This is a genomic window from Lactovum odontotermitis (assembly GCF_054658595.1).
Map to the genome: position 1 here is coordinate 1 of NZ_BAAGGQ010000017.1, position 15,993 is coordinate 15,993.

Sequence of the window (15,993 nt, forward strand, 5' to 3'; positions counted from 1 at the left end):
GTCTATTATGTTTATAAAGGTGATAGTTTTAGAGTCGTGTTAAATTGAATGGTTCCCAAACTGTAGAAAGGACGTCAAGTCCTGATAAAATGTTTTAGAGTCGTGTTAAATTGAATGGTTCCCAAACTCGCCTGGACATGCGATTTGCGGCAGCTTCGTTTTAGAGTCGTGTTAAATTGAATGGTTCCCAAACTAATTGTCTATTATGTTTATAAAGGTGATAGTTTTAGAGTCGTGTTAAATTGAATGGTTCCCAAACTGTAGAAAGGACGTCAAGTCCTGATAAAATGTTTTAGAGTCGTGTTAAATTGAATGGTTCCCAAACAGATGATTGAAGATTCCGCCCTCGACGGACGTTTTAGAGTCGTGTTAAATTGAATGGTTCCCAAACTCAACGGAGAATTAAATCTGCTCGTGACCCGTTTTAGAGTCGTGTTAAATTGAATGGTTCCCAAACGCAGGATTTGGTTCCTTATACAGACGCGAAGTTTTAGAGTCGTGTTAAATTGAATGGTTCCCAAACTTTTTGTGATTCTAAGATTTCCGTAATTGTGTTTTAGAGTCGTGTTAAATTGAATGGTTCCCAAACTGTCAAAATCAGGAGAACCAAACGAAAATCGTTTTAGAGTCGTGTTAAATTGAATGGTTCCCAAACAAGCTTTCGCAAATCGCAAGCACGTTTTCCGTTTTAGAGTCGTGTTAAATTGAATGGTTCCCAAACTAGCCACCGGCGGAACCAAACAAGCCATTGGTTTTAGAGTCGTGTTAAATTGAATGGTTCCCAAACACAGGAACAGAGTCCCCAGGCCGTTGAAACGTTTTAGAGTCGTGTTAAATTGAATGGTTCCCAAACCTTGTAGTTTTGCCAGACGTCGGCGGCGTAGTTTTAGAGTCGTGTTAAATTGAATGGTTCCCAAACAAAAAGTGCTGTCTGCCATTTTGTCAGGCAGTTTTAGAGTCGTGTTAAATTGAATGGTTCCCAAACTCAAATCCTGAAAGTTTGTAATTCCGTTCGGTTTTAGAGTCGTGTTAAATTGAATGGTTCCCAAACATATTCAAACACTTTTAGGGACTGAAACCAGTTTTAGAGTCGTGTTAAATTGAATGGTTCCCAAACCATTTTTTCTCCTAAAATAAAGACAGCCCAGTTTTAGAGTCGTAGCTCTTTGCACCTGAACATGGAATTATCGAGTGGAAATGCATACGACTTCTCCATCACAGGTTATCAGCGCCTTGCAAATTTTATGAATGAGCGTGCTGTAAAAAATGAACCTGTTTTGATTCCAGAGGGTCATTTTGACGAGAGTTTATTAAGTCAAATACTAAAATCAAAGCTGTTGTCGGTCTGGCAACAGCTTTTTTATGGTATTTCAAATAGATTCCTCTCGCTGAAGCTGCCAACTAAAATTTTATCTGCTGGATTATTATACATTAATTCTAAAGCTGTCAAAAAATTAACCAAATGCTTCTATAAAATTAAGTTGTTATGATATAATTCTAATTAATCTTCTAATACAAAATATAACCGCGTGCTTGCGCCCACTTCACCTGAAAATGGCAATGAAAGATGTGTGAGACGGTAAAGCAGCGGTGGTTTATGAACGACAACTCCCTCCCCTATCAGCTTGAGGAAAATTAATATGGAAATCGATGGAAAGAAAGTCGCGTTTTATCAAACAAAGGACCAATCCGAGTATTATTTTAACACGATAAAACGTGAAGTTAGAAGCACACTAAACAGTTTAACTTTTGTTAGAGTCACAAAAGTAGTGAAATCAATGACGACAGATTCAATGTATTATTATATTCAGCTAAAACATTTTGAGAAATCCTTTAAAATTGCATTACGTACCCATTTCCCTAGAGTTTCTCCGGTGTCGACTTTAAATTTTTACTTGGACAGGTACGAAAATTTGTCCGAGTTGAGGTTTGCAATAAAGAGCAGACTCATCACTCTGTACAATCAGAAATTACGACAGTTAGGTTATAAAGAGATTCCTCTCCCTTCTGCCCCAAATAAGCCTCTGAGAGTCAAAAGCAAGAATAATATCGAAAATGTCGTCAAACTTGAGCCTATGGCAGCCACTATCATGGAGTATGCTTATAAAGAAAGCATTGTGCGTGACGGCTGGGCAAATCTGGTTGAAGTCACAAAACTGCTGGGCGGTAAGTATCACATGACAACGAAAGAACTAAAGGTAAAAAAGTTAGCTAGAGCCTACACGAACTCTGGACTGTATTTTGTGAGCGTGGATGCCCGAAGTAAAAAGTGGATAAAACTAATACAGTAGAGGCGAGGCAGGAATAATCTGGTCGCTTATCTTAAGTAAGACGCTCAATTTCCAGCTCGGCCGGCTTCACAGGAGCTGGTCGTTTTCCATTTTGTCCGGGCTCAGGATGGCCGTGCCGCGGGCTGTCTGTGAGGCTGAGGCACTTTCATTTCCCGCTAGCTCCTTAGAAAGCCTCACCGCCATCAACGCCGTAATCAGCGCCGAAAGGACATCGGCAGCAGGCTGGGCGAAGAAAACACCGTTGATTCCCCAGAAGGCCGGGAAAATGGAAATGACGGGAATGAAGCAAATCCCCTGGCGAAGAGCCCCAAGGAAGAATCCCTCTTTCCCTTTTCCTAAAGCAAGGAAGAGCGAGGAGTAAACACTGTAATATCCGAACACGATAAAGCTGACGCTGCTGATTCTCAGTGCTGCGGCTCCGACGCTGAGCATCTCTTGATTGCCGGCAGTAAAAGCCGAGACAATCTCTCTTGGAAACAGGAAAAACACAGCTCCCAAAATAACACAAAACACAGTGGACCAGAGGACAGACAGCTTAGTAACCTCGCGCAGCCGCTTGAAGTTCTTGGAGCCGTAACTATAACCGGCAATGGGCTGAAAGCCTTTGATAAAGCCGAACACAGTCATGCTTCCCATCGCAATCAGCCGCGTGACAACGCCCATGCCTGCGATGGCCGCATCACCATACTGAGCAGAAGCTTGATTAATTAACGTGATTGAAGCGCTGGTTAAAATCTGGAAAATCAGAACTGGTATTCCAATCTTGAAAATCTCCGACACGATGTCTTTCGAAAAAGTACAATCCTGAATGCGAAAACGGAACACACTCTTCTTTTGGAAGATGTAGAGCAGGAATAAGCCGCTGCTTATCACCTGTGACAGAGCCGTTGCAATGGCTGCCCCTGTCACTCCAAGATGAAAGCTGTAGATGAAAAGCGGTGCCAGGCCGGCATTGAGCACAGCCCCGATAATGAGCCGAATCATCGTCACCTTTGCAGCCCCCTCGCTGGAGATGATGTTGCCCATGGTGACATTGAAAACACTGAAAATACAGGAGATGATATAAATACTTGCATAGCTCGTCGCATAAGGCATAATCCCGTCTGTCGCGCCAAGCAGTCTTAAAATAGGCGATAAAAAGACAACCGAGAGGATGATTGCCGCAAGGCCAGTCGCTAGACTGCTGTATAGAGCGGTGCTGGCCACTTTATCCGCTTTTTCCTTGTCGCCGTGTCCCAAGAGTCTTGCGATGTAGGAGGCGGCACCAGAACCGTACAGCAACCCTAGTCCGAGAACGACCTGTCCTAGCGGAAAAGCGACGGTAATTGCACCTACCTGACGCTCGCCCAAGCCTCCGACAAAGTAGGCATCTACGACATTGTACAGGGTATTGACAAGCATCCCAATCATTGAGGGAATCCCTAGGGCCAATAATGCTTTTGGAACAGGAGCTTTTCCCAGGAGCTCAAGTTTCCGGTTTTGTTCGTTCATTTTTCTCAATCCTTTCAAAAAAGAGATATAATATATAGTACTATAAATTATAGCACTTGCAACTGTTTAAGTATTTTACTATAATTTATAGTACCTGTCAAGAAAAAAGGAAGAGAATATGGCAACAATTGATTTGATAGTATTAGGCATGCTGAAAAAAGAATCGCTCAGCGCCTACGACATCCAAAAGCTGGTTGAGTACCGCAAAGTGTCAGAATGGGTAAAAATCAGCACCCCTTCAATCTACAAAAAAGTCATCCAGCTGGAAGGAAAAGGCCTGATAAAAGGCCGCATCACCAAAGAGGGAAAAATGCCTGATAAGGCAGTATATTCCCTCACGAAAGCCGGTGAAAAAGAATTTGAAAAGCTTATGATGGAAATAACACAGAAGCCCGTCAATATCTTTTTAGACTTTAATGCAGTAATTGTCAATTTGCCGGAACTGCCGAAATCGAAGCAGAAGAAATGCATTGCAGGGATTGAGCAAAACATCCGTGCGATGAAAGCCAGCGTGCAGGAAAACCTTCAGATAAAAAAAGAGAATCCGGAAATTTCAGCGATTGCCGTCACCGTTCTGCATCAGCAGCTGGCCCTTGCGCAAGCCCTGGAAAAATGGATAGCGGAACTGAAAAAAGACATTGTTAAGTAAATTGTCCATGTACATTCAGATAAAAATGTTATAATAAAAAACGTTGACAAATGTCAACACAAAAATACAATCGCCCCAATTTCCCAGGGGTAGAATAGCCGAACGCTATTCCAATGGAGGTAAAATGAAAGATAATTCAAAAACCCGCGTCGTCGTGGGCATGTCAGGCGGTGTGGATTCAAGCGTCACCGCACTTTTGCTGAAGCAGCAGGGCTACGATGTGGTCGGCCTCTTCATGAAGAACTGGGACGACACCGATGAAAACGGCGTCTGTACTGCAACGGAAGATTACAAAGATGTTGCGGCGGTCGCAGACCAAATCGGCATTCCCTACTATTCAGTCAATTTCGAAAAAGAGTACTGGGACCGCGTCTTCGAGTATTTCCTAGCCGAGTATCGGGCCGACCGCACGCCGAACCCAGACGTCATGTGCAACAAGGAAATCAAGTTCAAAGCCTTTCTTGAGTACGCAATGGGCCTAGGCGCGGATTACATCGCAACCGGACATTATGCGCGCGTCACACGTGATGATAAGGGCAGGGTGCACATGCTGCGCGGCGTTGACAGCAACAAAGACCAGACCTATTTTCTGAGCCAGCTGTCTCAAGAGCAGCTCTCGCATGTCATGTTCCCGCTAGGCGGCCTGGAAAAGCCTGAAGTCCGCCGGATAGCAGCAGAAGCAGGACTTGCAACCGCGTCCAAGAAAGACTCAACAGGCGTCTGCTTCATCGGCGAGCGGAATTTTAAAAACTTTTTGAGCGAGTATCTGCCGGCCATGCCTGGAAGAATGATGACGCTTGACGGCAAAGAGATGGGCACGCATGCCGGCCTCATGTACTATACCATCGGTCAGCGCGGCGGTTTAGGCATCGGGGGACAATCGGGCGAGCTTGAGAGTGAGCCCTGGTTTGTCGTTGGAAAAGACCAGAAAGAAAACATTCTCTATGTCGGACAAGGCTATCACAACGATGCGCTATACACCACCAGTCTTGAAGCCTCAGGCGTGAGCTTCACCCGCGAAATGCCGGAAAATTTTAAACTGCATTGCACAGCCAAGTTCCGCTATCGCCAGCAGGATGTTCCTGTGACAGCCAAGTTTGAAGGCGACAAAGTCATCGTGACCTTTGATGAGCCAGTACGTGCCATTACACCTGGTCAGGCCGTCGTTTTCTATGACGGAGAAGAGTGCCTGGGTGGAGCCATGATTGACCGCGCTTATAAGAATCAAATGGTCATGCAGTATCAGTGACTTGACATTTAAGTTCATGATGATAAAATTATCAGCATGAATAAGAAAAAAGTTTGGAAAAGATTAAGAGTAATAATAGTTGCACTGATTGCCCTCATTTTGGCGGCAGATATTGGTGCGACTTTTTATTTCTTTCACGTCTCGCAAGCTCGCTACAATGGAAAAGTTACCGAGCTAAAAAAGACCAGCAAAAATTACAGTTTACTGGCCGAATTTGCCGCATATAAAAAGACGACAAAGAAAATCACAAATGACGGAATCAAGCTCGTCGCCTGGTATGTGCCTGCAGCCAGCAAAACGAATAAGACCGTGATAGTGGTTCACGGCTACCATTCAAGTAAAGAGGCGATGCGCCAATACGCCGTCCTCTATCACCAGCTCGGCTACAATGTGCTCATGCCCGACAACCGGGCGGCCGGCGAATCAGGCGGACAAATCATCAGTTACGGCTACCATGACAAGTTTGACATTATTGCCTGGGCAAACACACTCATCAAAGCCGATTCTAAAGCGGACCTGACGCTTTTCGGCGTCTCAATGGGCGCCGCCACAGTCATGATGGCCTCAGGCGAGCCGACATTGCCGGTCAATGTGCATCAAATCATCGAAGACTGCGGCTACACCAGCGTTTGGGACGAGACAGCCTATCAGGCGAAGCAAATGTACAATCTGCCCAAATTCCCGCTCATCTATGAAGTTTCAGCCATGTCAAAAATTCGCGACGGCTGGACATACGGCGAGGCCAGCTCAGTTAAAGCACTCGCGCAAAACTCCCGGCCGATGCTTTTCATTCACGGCAGCAAGGACACTTACGTGCCGACAAAGATGGTCTACCAGAACTACGCGGCCGACAAAGATAAAGAGAAGCAGCTGCTGATTGTAAAAGGTGCCGCACACGCCAAGTCTTTTGAGACTGAGCCAGAACTCTACCGGAAAACAGTTTCGGAATTTCTGGAAAAGTACGATAATTATTAACAAAAAAGCCCCAAGCAAAGGGCTTTTTAAATCGTTTAAAGCTGAGAAGAATGCTTCATAAAGAAGATAAGCGTCTGGAGCTCCTTTGTCAGGTCAATGGACTGGACGAAAACGTCATCAGGTACTTTGAGGAAAACCGGCGTAAAGTTGAGAATGCCGTGTATACCGGCATCCACCAGTTTATCTGCGACCTCTTGAGAATGCTCCGTATCAACAGATAAAATAGCTGTTTCAATTCCTGCATGTTCAATATTTTCCTTCAAGTCAGCAATATCGTAAATCGGAATGCCGGATTTAGATTCAGTTCCGACCAGCGGATTGCCGGGAACATCATAAGCTTGAACAATATGCAGCTTGTTGCGGCGCTGGAAAGGATAATTCAGCAGGGCACGCCCCAGATTACCTATGCCGACCAGTGCAATGTCTGTGGCCGTGTCATTGCCGAGAAGATTGGCGAAAAAATCTCGTAAAGCAAGACTATCATAGCCATAGCCGCGGCGTCCTAATTCGCCGAAAAGTGAGAAATCACGTCTTACAGTGGCGGAATCCACACCAATTTTTTCAGAAATCTGCCGTGAATTCGTGCGTGTAATTCCCTCGGCAACCAGACCTTTAAAAAGGCGATAATATTGCGGTAAACGCTTAATCGTAGCTTTCGGCAAATCTGCGTGATTTGCGTGTTTGTTGTCCATCTCAGTCTCTTCGGTCATTTTTGGCTCCAATCTAACCGCCATAATTATCTATGGAAGTGCTAACAATCTTTGTGACTATTTTAACTAATTTTTGTGAAATTGTCAACTGGAGATGAGAATGACAGTAAAACGTTCAACTTGCGCAAAATCTGATTTTGCGGTAAAATAAATCAACCGAAAGTCAAAGCTCGGGAAAAATCTTCTGAAATAGCGGATTTTTTCATGCAGTTTTGATTTTTTATTTTGGAGAGATACTAAAGAGAATGAATTTTTACGAAGAATTTGACGTTATCGTTGTCGGCGCCGGACACGCAGGCTGCGAAGCAGCACTGGCCGCAGCCCGGATGGGCTGCAAAACCCTGATGCTCACGATAAGTCTCAATATGGTGGCTTTCATGCCTTGCAATCCGTCCATTGGCGGAGCGGCTAAAGGTGTGGTTGTGCGCGAAATCGATGCGCTGGGCGGCGAGATGGGACGCAACATCGACAAGACTTACATTCAAATGAAAATGCTGAACACGGGTAAGGGACCTGCTGTCCGGGCTTTGCGCGCGCAGGCGGATAAGGACCTCTACAGCCAGACCATGAAACACACGCTCGAGCAGCAGGAGAATCTGCGTCTGCGCCAAGGCATGGTCAAGGAGCTCATCGTAGAAAACGGCGCTGTGACTGGTGTTCTGACAGACACGGGTCTCCAATATTCCGCGAAAACTGTTGTTTTGACTACCGGCACCTCACTGCGCGGCGAGATTATCATCGGTGATTTGAAATACAGTTCGGGTCCGAATAACACGATTGCCTCTGTTGAGCTGGCGGATAACCTGCGTGCACTTGGCTTTGAGATTGAGCGCTTTAAAACAGGGACTCCTCCGCGTGTGCTGGCCTCAACGATTGACTACGACAAAACCGAGATACAGCCAGGAGACGAGACACCGCACGCTTTCAGCTTCCTGACCAAAGACGAGGACTACCTGACAGACCAGATTCCATGCTGGCTGACCTATACCAATGCGAACAGTCATCAGATTATCCGGGACAATCTCAATCGGGCACCCTTATATAATGGCATGATTAGCTCAGTCGGCCCGCGTTATTGCCCGTCAATTGAGACAAAAATCGTGCGCTTTGCAGATAAAGAGCGCCATCAATTGTTTCTGGAGCCGGAAGGACGTCATACCGAGGAGGTCTACATACAAGGCCTCTCGACTAGCCTGCCCGAGGACGTGCAGTTTGACTTGCTGCATTCGATTGAGGGACTTGAGCGGGCAGAAATGATGCGGCCGGGCTATGCGATTGAGTATGACATGATTCTGCCCCATCAGCTGCGCCCGACGCTAGAAACTAAGCGGATTTCCGGGCTCTTCACTGCTGGACAGACAAACGGCACCTCAGGTTACGAAGAAGCTGCCGGGCAAGGCCTGTTGGCAGGCATCAATGCCGCGCTGAAAGTTCAGGGTAAGCCAGAACTGATTTTGCGGCGCTCAGAAGCCTACATCGGCGTCATGATTGACGACCTGGTGACAAAAGGCGTTGTAGAGCCCTATCGCCTACTGACCTCACGCGCCGAGTACCGTCTGATTCTGCGACACGACAACGCCGACATGCGTCTCACCCCCATCGGCCGGAAAATCGGTTTGGTGGACAATGCCCGCTGGAATGTCTTTACTGAGCATAAACAACAATTTGAAGCAGAAATGACACGCCTGAAGCAAATGAAGCTGAAACCCGTACCCGAGACGAATGCAAAACTCGCCGCCTACGGTTTTCCAGCCTTGCAGGACGCCGTCAGCGGCCGTGACTTTCTCAAAAGACCCGAAGTCAATTATGCGATTGTCTGCGATTTTATCGGCGCCGCAGAAACGCCATTGGAGCAGAGTGTCATTGAGCTGATTGAGACCGAGGCCATCTACGAAGGCTACATCGCCAAAGCCATGTCCCAAGTAGAAAAAATGCACCGCCTGGAAGAAAAACGAATCCCTGAGGACATTGACTGGGACGCACTTGACAGTATTGCGACAGAAGCGCGTGAAATGCTCAAAAAAATCAATCCTGAAACACTGGGACAAGCCAGCCGAATTCCCGGCGTCAACCCGGCCGACATCAGTATTCTGATGATATACCTGGAAAGCCGGAAAAAGGTGAACAGCAAAAAGGCCTGATTTCACAGATTCTGCAGGACTTTCATAGAATTTTCTGAAATTCACTGGAAAGCCTGTCCCGCGTTTTATATGGTATAATTTACACATGTCAAACATACGTTTATTATCCCTTGATTTAGACGGTACTCTGCTGGACAGCCAAAAACGGATTTCCAACAGAAATCTGGATGCTCTGATGGCCGCCAAAGCCAAAGGTGTTAAGGTTGTCATCAACACCGGACGCCCGATGGTTTCTACTTTGGAGTACTTGTCAACGCTGGACCTTTATGGTGCAGGCGAATACAGCATCACATACAACGGCGGTCTGGTTCAGAGAAATGACGGCTCTGTTTTGTCGAAGACGCTTTTAACGCGGGAAGAAGTCCTGCAGATTATAGAAATGGCCGAAGCGGCAGATTTTCCCTGCGACATCATCAGCAACGACATCTGCTACACCATTGAGTTCGGCCGGGAATCACTGCTGAGTTATGTCAACAACACTTTAGATTTTCGGAAAATCAGCTTAGAGCAACTCCCGCTGGAAGCTGAATTCAACAAAATTATTATTTCAGCTGAAAACGAAGAATTAGATGCCCTGCAGGCCTCAATTAATGAAGAGGATGAAGCCATCAGCCGGAATTTTGAAATTTTCAGAACACGAGATGTCCTGCTTGAATTTATGCCCAAAGGTATCAGCAAAGCCACAGGACTCGAAAAGCTCTGTGACTACCTTGACATCCCGGCTTCCGACGTACTTGCAATGGGTGACGAGGACAACGACGTGCCAATGCTGCTCTGGGCAGGACTCGGCATAGCGCCGGCGAACTCGAAAGCGGCCGCACTCGCAGCTGCAGACGAAATCTCCGCATTTACAAACGACGAAAACACCATCGCTGAAGCGCTCAAGGCACACGTCTTATAAAAAGGCCAAAGGAGAATTTTATGGCAACAAAACAACAATGGCGCGAATATTTCAAACTCATGAATAATCGCGAGCCAAGCCTGGAAGAATTCCAAGCTGCAATTGAAAAGGGCGAGATTGAAGACATGGCACCGTCTGCACCCGCACCGGCTGTGACAGAACAATCGGCTGCCGCTCAGCCGAATCCGACGGCACCGCAGCCTTTCCTGCCGCGTCAAAACACCGCAGTGCCAACCAGCGACCATCATGTCGGCATCTTTGAGTCCTACAAACTCTTCTGGAAAAACTACGTCAACTTCACCGGCCGTTCACGCCGCTCTGAGTTCTGGTGGACCTATCTAATTAACAGCGTTATTTCCATCATTATCTTCGTCCCCGGACTAATTATAATTTTCGCCAGTCTTTTCGCCATGGTGGGAGGATTGGGCGGACACTATGGTTACTTAGATGACAGCTCAATTTCGGGTGTGATTGTCGGAAGCCTGCTAACCCTTATTCCAATAATACTCTTCGGCTTGGCGGTTTTAATTCCGAGCCTGGCAATTTTCTTCCGCCGTCTGCGCGACACCGGCCTTGGCACGATGAACATTGTGGCACTAATTGTCTTTTATGCGGCCTTATACATTTTCAGTTTCATTCCGGTATTTGGTTTCCTCTTTGGCATTGCCATGCTTGCCTTGGCGGTCTATTTCATCGTCCTGGAAGTTCGCGAAACCGATTATTACAAGAATCGCACAGAACCGATTACGGATTGGTTCGCAAAACTTTTCAAAAAATAAAATCCCTGGTACCTGCCAATTTTGGCAGGTTTTGCTATAATTAAGACAAAGAATGTTTTGAGGTAAAAATGGGACTTTTTGATAGATTATTCGGGAAAAAGGCCGAAGATGAGGCTGCGTCGCCCGTAACCGAGACGCCCGGCCAAACGGAAACGGCGCCAGACACGCCATCAGCACTGGACACAACGGGTGCTCCCGCTGAAAACGTTGAACAAAAATATGAAAAAACACTGGAGAAAACCAACAAGTCCTTTGGTGAGCGCTTCAACAGCTTCCTGGCAAATTTCCGCTCCGTTGACGAAGAATTTTTTGAAGATTTAGAAGAAACCTTGATTCTGTCAGACGTCGGTGCTGATTTAGCGCTGAAAATATCAGAAGAACTTCGCCAGGAAGCCAAACTGCAGAATGCCAAGAGTCAGGAGCAGCTCCGCCAGCTTATCATCGAGAAACTGGTCGACAATCTGGACGAAGAAAACTTGTCAAAAGCACTGAATATTCAGGCAACCGGCCCGACCGTCATGATTTTCGTCGGTGTAAACGGCGCCGGCAAGACGACGTCAATCGGCAAACTGGCAGCCCGCTTCAAACGAGAAGGCAAGAAAGTTCTGCTGGCAGCCGGCGACACTTTCCGCGCCGGAGCAACCGACCAGCTCGTCGAATGGGCCAAACGCTCAGAACTGCCGGTCGTCACTGGTCGCGAGGGCGGTGACCCGGCCTCCGTTGTCTTTGATGCCATGCAGCGCACGAAAAACGAGAACTTTGACATCTTGATGATTGACACAGCAGGGCGCCTGCAGAACAAGGACAATCTGATGGCCGAGCTGGCCAAAATCCGCAGGATTATCCAACGGGAGCTTCCATCAGCGCCGCATGAGACATTGTTGGTGCTGGATGCCTCAACGGGTCAAAATGCCGTTTCTCAAGCGAAAGAATTTTCTAAAGTCACTCCCGTCACCGGCATTATTTTAACCAAACTAGACGGCTCTGCAAAGGGCGGAATTGTCCTGTCAATCATTCAGACGCTGAAAATTCCGATTAAACTGGTCGGTTTAGGCGAAAAAATTGACGACCTGGCCGAATTTGACGAAGAATTCTTTGTCCGCGGGCTTTTCAAAGGCCTGATTTAATCCATCATTTGCTGTAAAGTTTTTTCTGAAAAGTCTGACTTGAAAAAACACGGAAATCATGGTAAATTTATTTAAGGAAAGTTGAGGCAAAATGTCCTATTCAAATCTAATGCTGTTTTCATTGAGTTCCAACCGGGAATTAGCCGAGCATGTGGCCAAAGAAGTCGGTCTGCATCTTGGAAAAGTCACGACCAGAACCTATGCAGACGGTGAAATTCAGATTAACATTGAAGAATCAGTCCGCGGTAAGAACATTTACTTGATTCAATCAACGAGCAACCCGGTCAATGACCACCTCATGGAGCTGCTGATTATGGTTGACGCTTTGCGCCGCGCCTCGGCCCGGACAATCAATCTGGTGTTGCCTTATTACGGCTATGCCCGCCAGGACCGCAAGGCCAGAGCACGTGAGCCGATTACTTCAAAACTTGTGGCCAATATGATTTCAGTGGCTGGGGTTGACCATATTTTGACTGTTGACCTGCATGCCGCGCAGATTCAGGGATTCTTTGACATGCCGGTTGACCACTTGATGGGTGCACCGCTGATTGCCGATTACTTTGAGCGTCAAGGCTTGTTCGGCGAGGAAGTCGTCGTTGTTTCACCAGACCACGGCGGTGTGATGCGTGCCCGCAAGCTGGCGAATTTCTTAGGCACAAAGATTGCCATCATTGACAAACGACGTCCGCGCGCTAATGTAGCTGAAATCATGAATATTATCGGCGACGTCAAAGGCAAGAAATGCGTGCTCATTGACGACCTGATTGATACAGCTGGTACAATCTGCCTGGCGGCCAATGCCCTGCGCGAATTAGGCGCCACAGAAGTTTACGCCTCTTGTACGCATGCGGTTCTCTCAGGACCTGCCATTCAGCGAATCAATGATTCAGCGATTAAAGAATTAGTGATACTTGATACGATTCAGCAGCCGGCTGACCGATTCTCGCCGAAAATTACTCAAATTTCGATTGCCAACCTATTGGCAGAAGCGATTATCCGGACAGACGAAAATCGTCCATTATCCCCGCTCTTTGAATCTTATATCCCTGAATTTGCGAAGCACTGATACGATTAACAGGCATTTTCCTAACATAAATAAAGCAAGCGACTTTTGTCGCTTTTTTACGAAAGACAGTCAAAAATGGAATTTAACCACAATCAAATTGAGAAAAAATGGCAGAAGTTCTGGGCAGAAAACCAGACTTTCCGCACCACCAATGAGCCTGACAAGCCGAACTACTACGCGCTGGACATGTTCCCCTACCCGTCAGGCGCGGGGCTCCATGTCGGACACCCGGAAGGCTACACAGCCACTGACATCCTGAGCCGCTACAAGCGCGCCAGCGGCTACAACGTTCTCCACCCGATGGGCTGGGACGCTTTTGGTCTGCCTGCCGAGCAGTATGCCATGAGCACCGGTCACAGGCCGGCCGATTTTACCGCTGAAAACGTCGCCAATTTCAAGCGCCAGATTAATTCACTCGGCTTCAGCTACGACTGGGACCGCGAAGTCAACACGACCGACCCGAGCTATTACAAGTGGACACAGTGGATTTTCACCAAGCTCTACGAAAAGGGGCTCGCCTACGAGTCCGAAGTGCCCGTCAACTGGGTCGAAGAGCTCGGAACCACCATTGCCAATGAAGAAGTCCTGCCGGACGGGACCTCCGAGCGCGGCGGCTATCCCGTCGTTCGCAAACCCATGCGCCAGTGGATTTTGAAAATCACAGCCTATGCCGAGCGCCTGCTAAACGACTTGGACGACCTTGACTGGCCTGAGTCTATCAAGGAACAACAGCGCAACTGGATTGGCAAATCAGTCGGGGCAGATGTCACTTTCAAAGTGGCTAATTCTGATAAAGAATTCACCGTCTTTACCACACGCCCTGATACGCTGTTCGGCGCAACTTACTGTGTTCTAGCGCCGGAGCATCCGCTGGTCGATGCGATTACAACAGCAGAACAAGCAGCGGCAGTGTCAGAATACAAGCACACAGCCTCATTGAAATCAGACATGGCGCGCACAGATTTAGCCAAAGAGAAAACAGGCGTCTGGACAGGTGCCTACGCAGTCAATCCAGTCAACGGCGAAGAAGTACCAGTCTGGATTGCAGATTATGTCCTGGCCAGCTACGGTCACGGGGCAATCATGGCCGTACCGGCCCATGACACGCGTGACTGGGAATTTGCTGAAAAATTCGGCATTGACATTGTACCCGTACTTGAAGGCGGAAACGTGGCAGAAGAAGCCTACACAGGCGACGGCGTCCATATTAACTCCGGCTTCCTCAACGGATTGGACAAGGCCAATGCCATTGCGAAAGTCCTGTCCTGGCTGGAAGAAAAACAAGTCGGACAGAAAAAGATTACCTACAAGCTGCGTGACTGGCTCTTCAGCCGCCAGCGCTACTGGGGCGAGCCGATTCCGATTATTCACTGGGAAGACGGCAGCACAAGCGCTGTTCCGGAGGCGGATTTACCGCTGGTTCTGCCTGAGATGGACGACATCAAGCCTTCAGGCACCGGCGAATCTCCGCTGGCCAATCTGACAGACTGGCTGACAGTGACACGAGCTGACGGCGTCAAAGGCCGCCGTGAGACCAATACCATGCCGCAGTGGGCCGGCTCAAGCTGGTACTATCTGCGCTACATAGACCCGCATAATGACAAGGCGCTAGCTGATTCTGAGCTGCTGAAAGCCTGGCTGCCCGTTGACATCTACGTCGGCGGTGCAGAACATGCCGTGCTGCACCTGCTTTACGCCCGTTTCTGGCACAAATTCCTCTATGACCTAGGTATTGTACCGACGAAAGAACCTTTCCAGAAGCTCTTTAACCAGGGCATGATTCTGGGAACGAGCTACCGGGATGCCCGCGGGGCACTCGTGGCCACTGATAAAGTCGAGAAGCGCGACGGCGGCTTCTACAGCATTGAAACAGGTGAGCCGCTCGAGCAGGCGCCTGCTAAAATGTCAAAATCACTGAAAAATGTGGTCAATCCGGATGATGTCGTCGAGCACTACGGTGCCGATGCGCTCCGTATCTACGAAATGTTCATGGGACCGCTGGACGCAAGCATTCCATGGTCTGAGGACGGTCTGGAAGGTGCGCGCAAATTCCTCGACCGGGTCTATCGCCTGATTACACGGGCAAATTTGACAGATGAAGCCGTGCCTGAGCTGGACAAGGTTTATAATGAAACTGTCAAAAACGTGACAGAGCGTATTGAAACAATGCTCTTTAACACGGCGATTTCACAGCTGATGATATTTGTCAATGCGGCCAATAAGGCCGGCAGCTTGCCGCGCGCCTATGCCAAAGGTTTCGTTCAATTGCTTGCGCCCTTTGCCCCGCATTTGGCTGAGGAACTGTGGGAATTTCTAGGTGAAACAGGCGGAATCTCATACGTTGCCTGGCCGGAATATGACCCGGCAAAATTGGTCGAAGACGAAGTAGAAATCGTTGTTCAAGTTAACGGCAAACTGAAAAAGAGACTGACAGTTGTAAAAGACGCCTCGCGCGAGGAGCTGGCCGAAGCTGCTGCCGCTGCGGTAAAACCTGACGGTAACATCGTCAAAACAATTGTCGTACCAAATAAACTTGTGAATTTTGTGATAAAATAAATCTGACCTAATCTGACTATTAGAGTCAGATTTTTTTAAAGTTGGAGATGATAATATT

General features: G+C 47.7%; 13 protein-coding genes and 1 CRISPR repeat array. Of the genes, 11 read left to right on the forward strand and 2 right to left on the reverse strand.

All coding sequences use genetic code 11. From position 1 onward, the window contains the following. Window positions 1-25: 25 nt before the first annotated feature. Window positions 26-1,117: direct repeats of the CRISPR family, unit length 36 nt; unit sequence GTTTTAGAGTCGTGTTAAATTGAATGGTTCCCAAAC. A gap of 61 nt (window positions 1,118-1,178) precedes the next feature. Continuing rightward, complete coding sequence (locus ACYQ2E_RS09005; RefSeq protein WP_460017733.1) at window positions 1,179-1,490, forward strand: hypothetical protein; 312 nt, start codon at window positions 1,179-1,181, stop codon at window positions 1,488-1,490. 150 nt (window positions 1,491-1,640) lie between these two features. After that, a complete protein-coding gene (locus ACYQ2E_RS09010) occupies window positions 1,641-2,291 on the forward strand; it encodes a hypothetical protein (protein WP_460017734.1) in 651 nt (216 codons plus the stop codon). Window positions 2,292-2,357: 66 nt separating this feature from the next. On the opposite strand, the gene ACYQ2E_RS09015 is transcribed toward ACYQ2E_RS09010, so the two are convergent. Then, on the reverse strand, window positions 2,358-3,782 hold the full coding sequence (locus ACYQ2E_RS09015) for an MATE family efflux transporter (protein ID WP_460017735.1): 1,425 nt from the start codon (window positions 3,780-3,782) through the stop codon (window positions 2,358-2,360). Window positions 3,783-3,900: 118 nt separating this feature from the next. On the opposite strand from ACYQ2E_RS09015, the gene ACYQ2E_RS09020 reads away from it, so the two are divergent. The 3 genes from ACYQ2E_RS09020 (at window position 3,901) to ACYQ2E_RS09030 (ending at window position 6,655) form a co-directional block, all read left to right on the forward strand. Then, a complete protein-coding gene (locus ACYQ2E_RS09020) occupies window positions 3,901-4,431 on the forward strand; it encodes a PadR family transcriptional regulator (protein WP_460017736.1) in 531 nt (176 codons plus the stop codon). Between the two features lie 124 nt (window positions 4,432-4,555). Further along, complete coding sequence (gene mnmA, locus ACYQ2E_RS09025; protein ID WP_460017737.1) at window positions 4,556-5,680, forward strand: tRNA 2-thiouridine(34) synthase MnmA; 1,125 nt, start codon at window positions 4,556-4,558, stop codon at window positions 5,678-5,680. Between the two features lie 36 nt (window positions 5,681-5,716). Then, window positions 5,717-6,655, forward strand: a complete 939-nt coding sequence (locus tag ACYQ2E_RS09030) for an alpha/beta hydrolase (RefSeq protein ID WP_460017738.1) — start codon at window positions 5,717-5,719, stop codon at window positions 6,653-6,655. Window positions 6,656-6,690: 35 nt separating this feature from the next. Here ACYQ2E_RS09030 and ACYQ2E_RS09035 read toward each other — a convergent pair whose 3' ends face one another. Further along, window positions 6,691-7,365: a redox-sensing transcriptional repressor Rex gene (locus ACYQ2E_RS09035; RefSeq protein WP_460017739.1), complete on the reverse strand. Its 675-nt coding sequence runs from the start codon at window positions 7,363-7,365 to the stop codon at window positions 6,691-6,693. A gap of 245 nt (window positions 7,366-7,610) precedes the next feature. Here ACYQ2E_RS09035 and mnmG point away from each other — a divergent pair, with 245 nt between their 5' ends. From mnmG to leuS, 6 genes are all read left to right on the forward strand, one after another. Beyond that, entirely contained in the window at window positions 7,611-9,506 is a 1,896-nt protein-coding gene (mnmG, locus tag ACYQ2E_RS09040; RefSeq protein ID WP_460017740.1) for a tRNA uridine-5-carboxymethylaminomethyl(34) synthesis enzyme MnmG, read from the forward strand. 85 nt (window positions 9,507-9,591) lie between these two features. Next, window positions 9,592-10,407, forward strand: coding sequence for a Cof-type HAD-IIB family hydrolase (locus ACYQ2E_RS09045; protein ID WP_460017741.1), 816 nt, complete (start codon window positions 9,592-9,594; stop codon window positions 10,405-10,407). A 20-nt stretch (window positions 10,408-10,427) separates the two neighbouring features. Further along, window positions 10,428-11,186: a DUF805 domain-containing protein gene (locus tag ACYQ2E_RS09050; protein ID WP_460017742.1), complete on the forward strand. Its 759-nt coding sequence runs from the start codon at window positions 10,428-10,430 to the stop codon at window positions 11,184-11,186. A gap of 68 nt (window positions 11,187-11,254) precedes the next feature. Next, a complete protein-coding gene (gene ftsY, locus ACYQ2E_RS09055; protein ID WP_460017743.1) occupies window positions 11,255-12,313 on the forward strand; it encodes a signal recognition particle-docking protein FtsY in 1,059 nt (352 codons plus the stop codon). 91 nt (window positions 12,314-12,404) lie between these two features. Further along, window positions 12,405-13,379, forward strand: a complete 975-nt coding sequence (locus ACYQ2E_RS09060) for a ribose-phosphate diphosphokinase (protein ID WP_460017744.1) — start codon at window positions 12,405-12,407, stop codon at window positions 13,377-13,379. Window positions 13,380-13,454: 75 nt separating this feature from the next. After that, window positions 13,455-15,935 (forward strand): leucine--tRNA ligase, encoded by a 2,481-nt coding sequence (leuS, locus tag ACYQ2E_RS09065; RefSeq protein ID WP_460017745.1) that lies wholly within the window; start codon window positions 13,455-13,457, stop codon window positions 15,933-15,935. Window positions 15,936-15,993 lie beyond the last annotated feature (58 nt).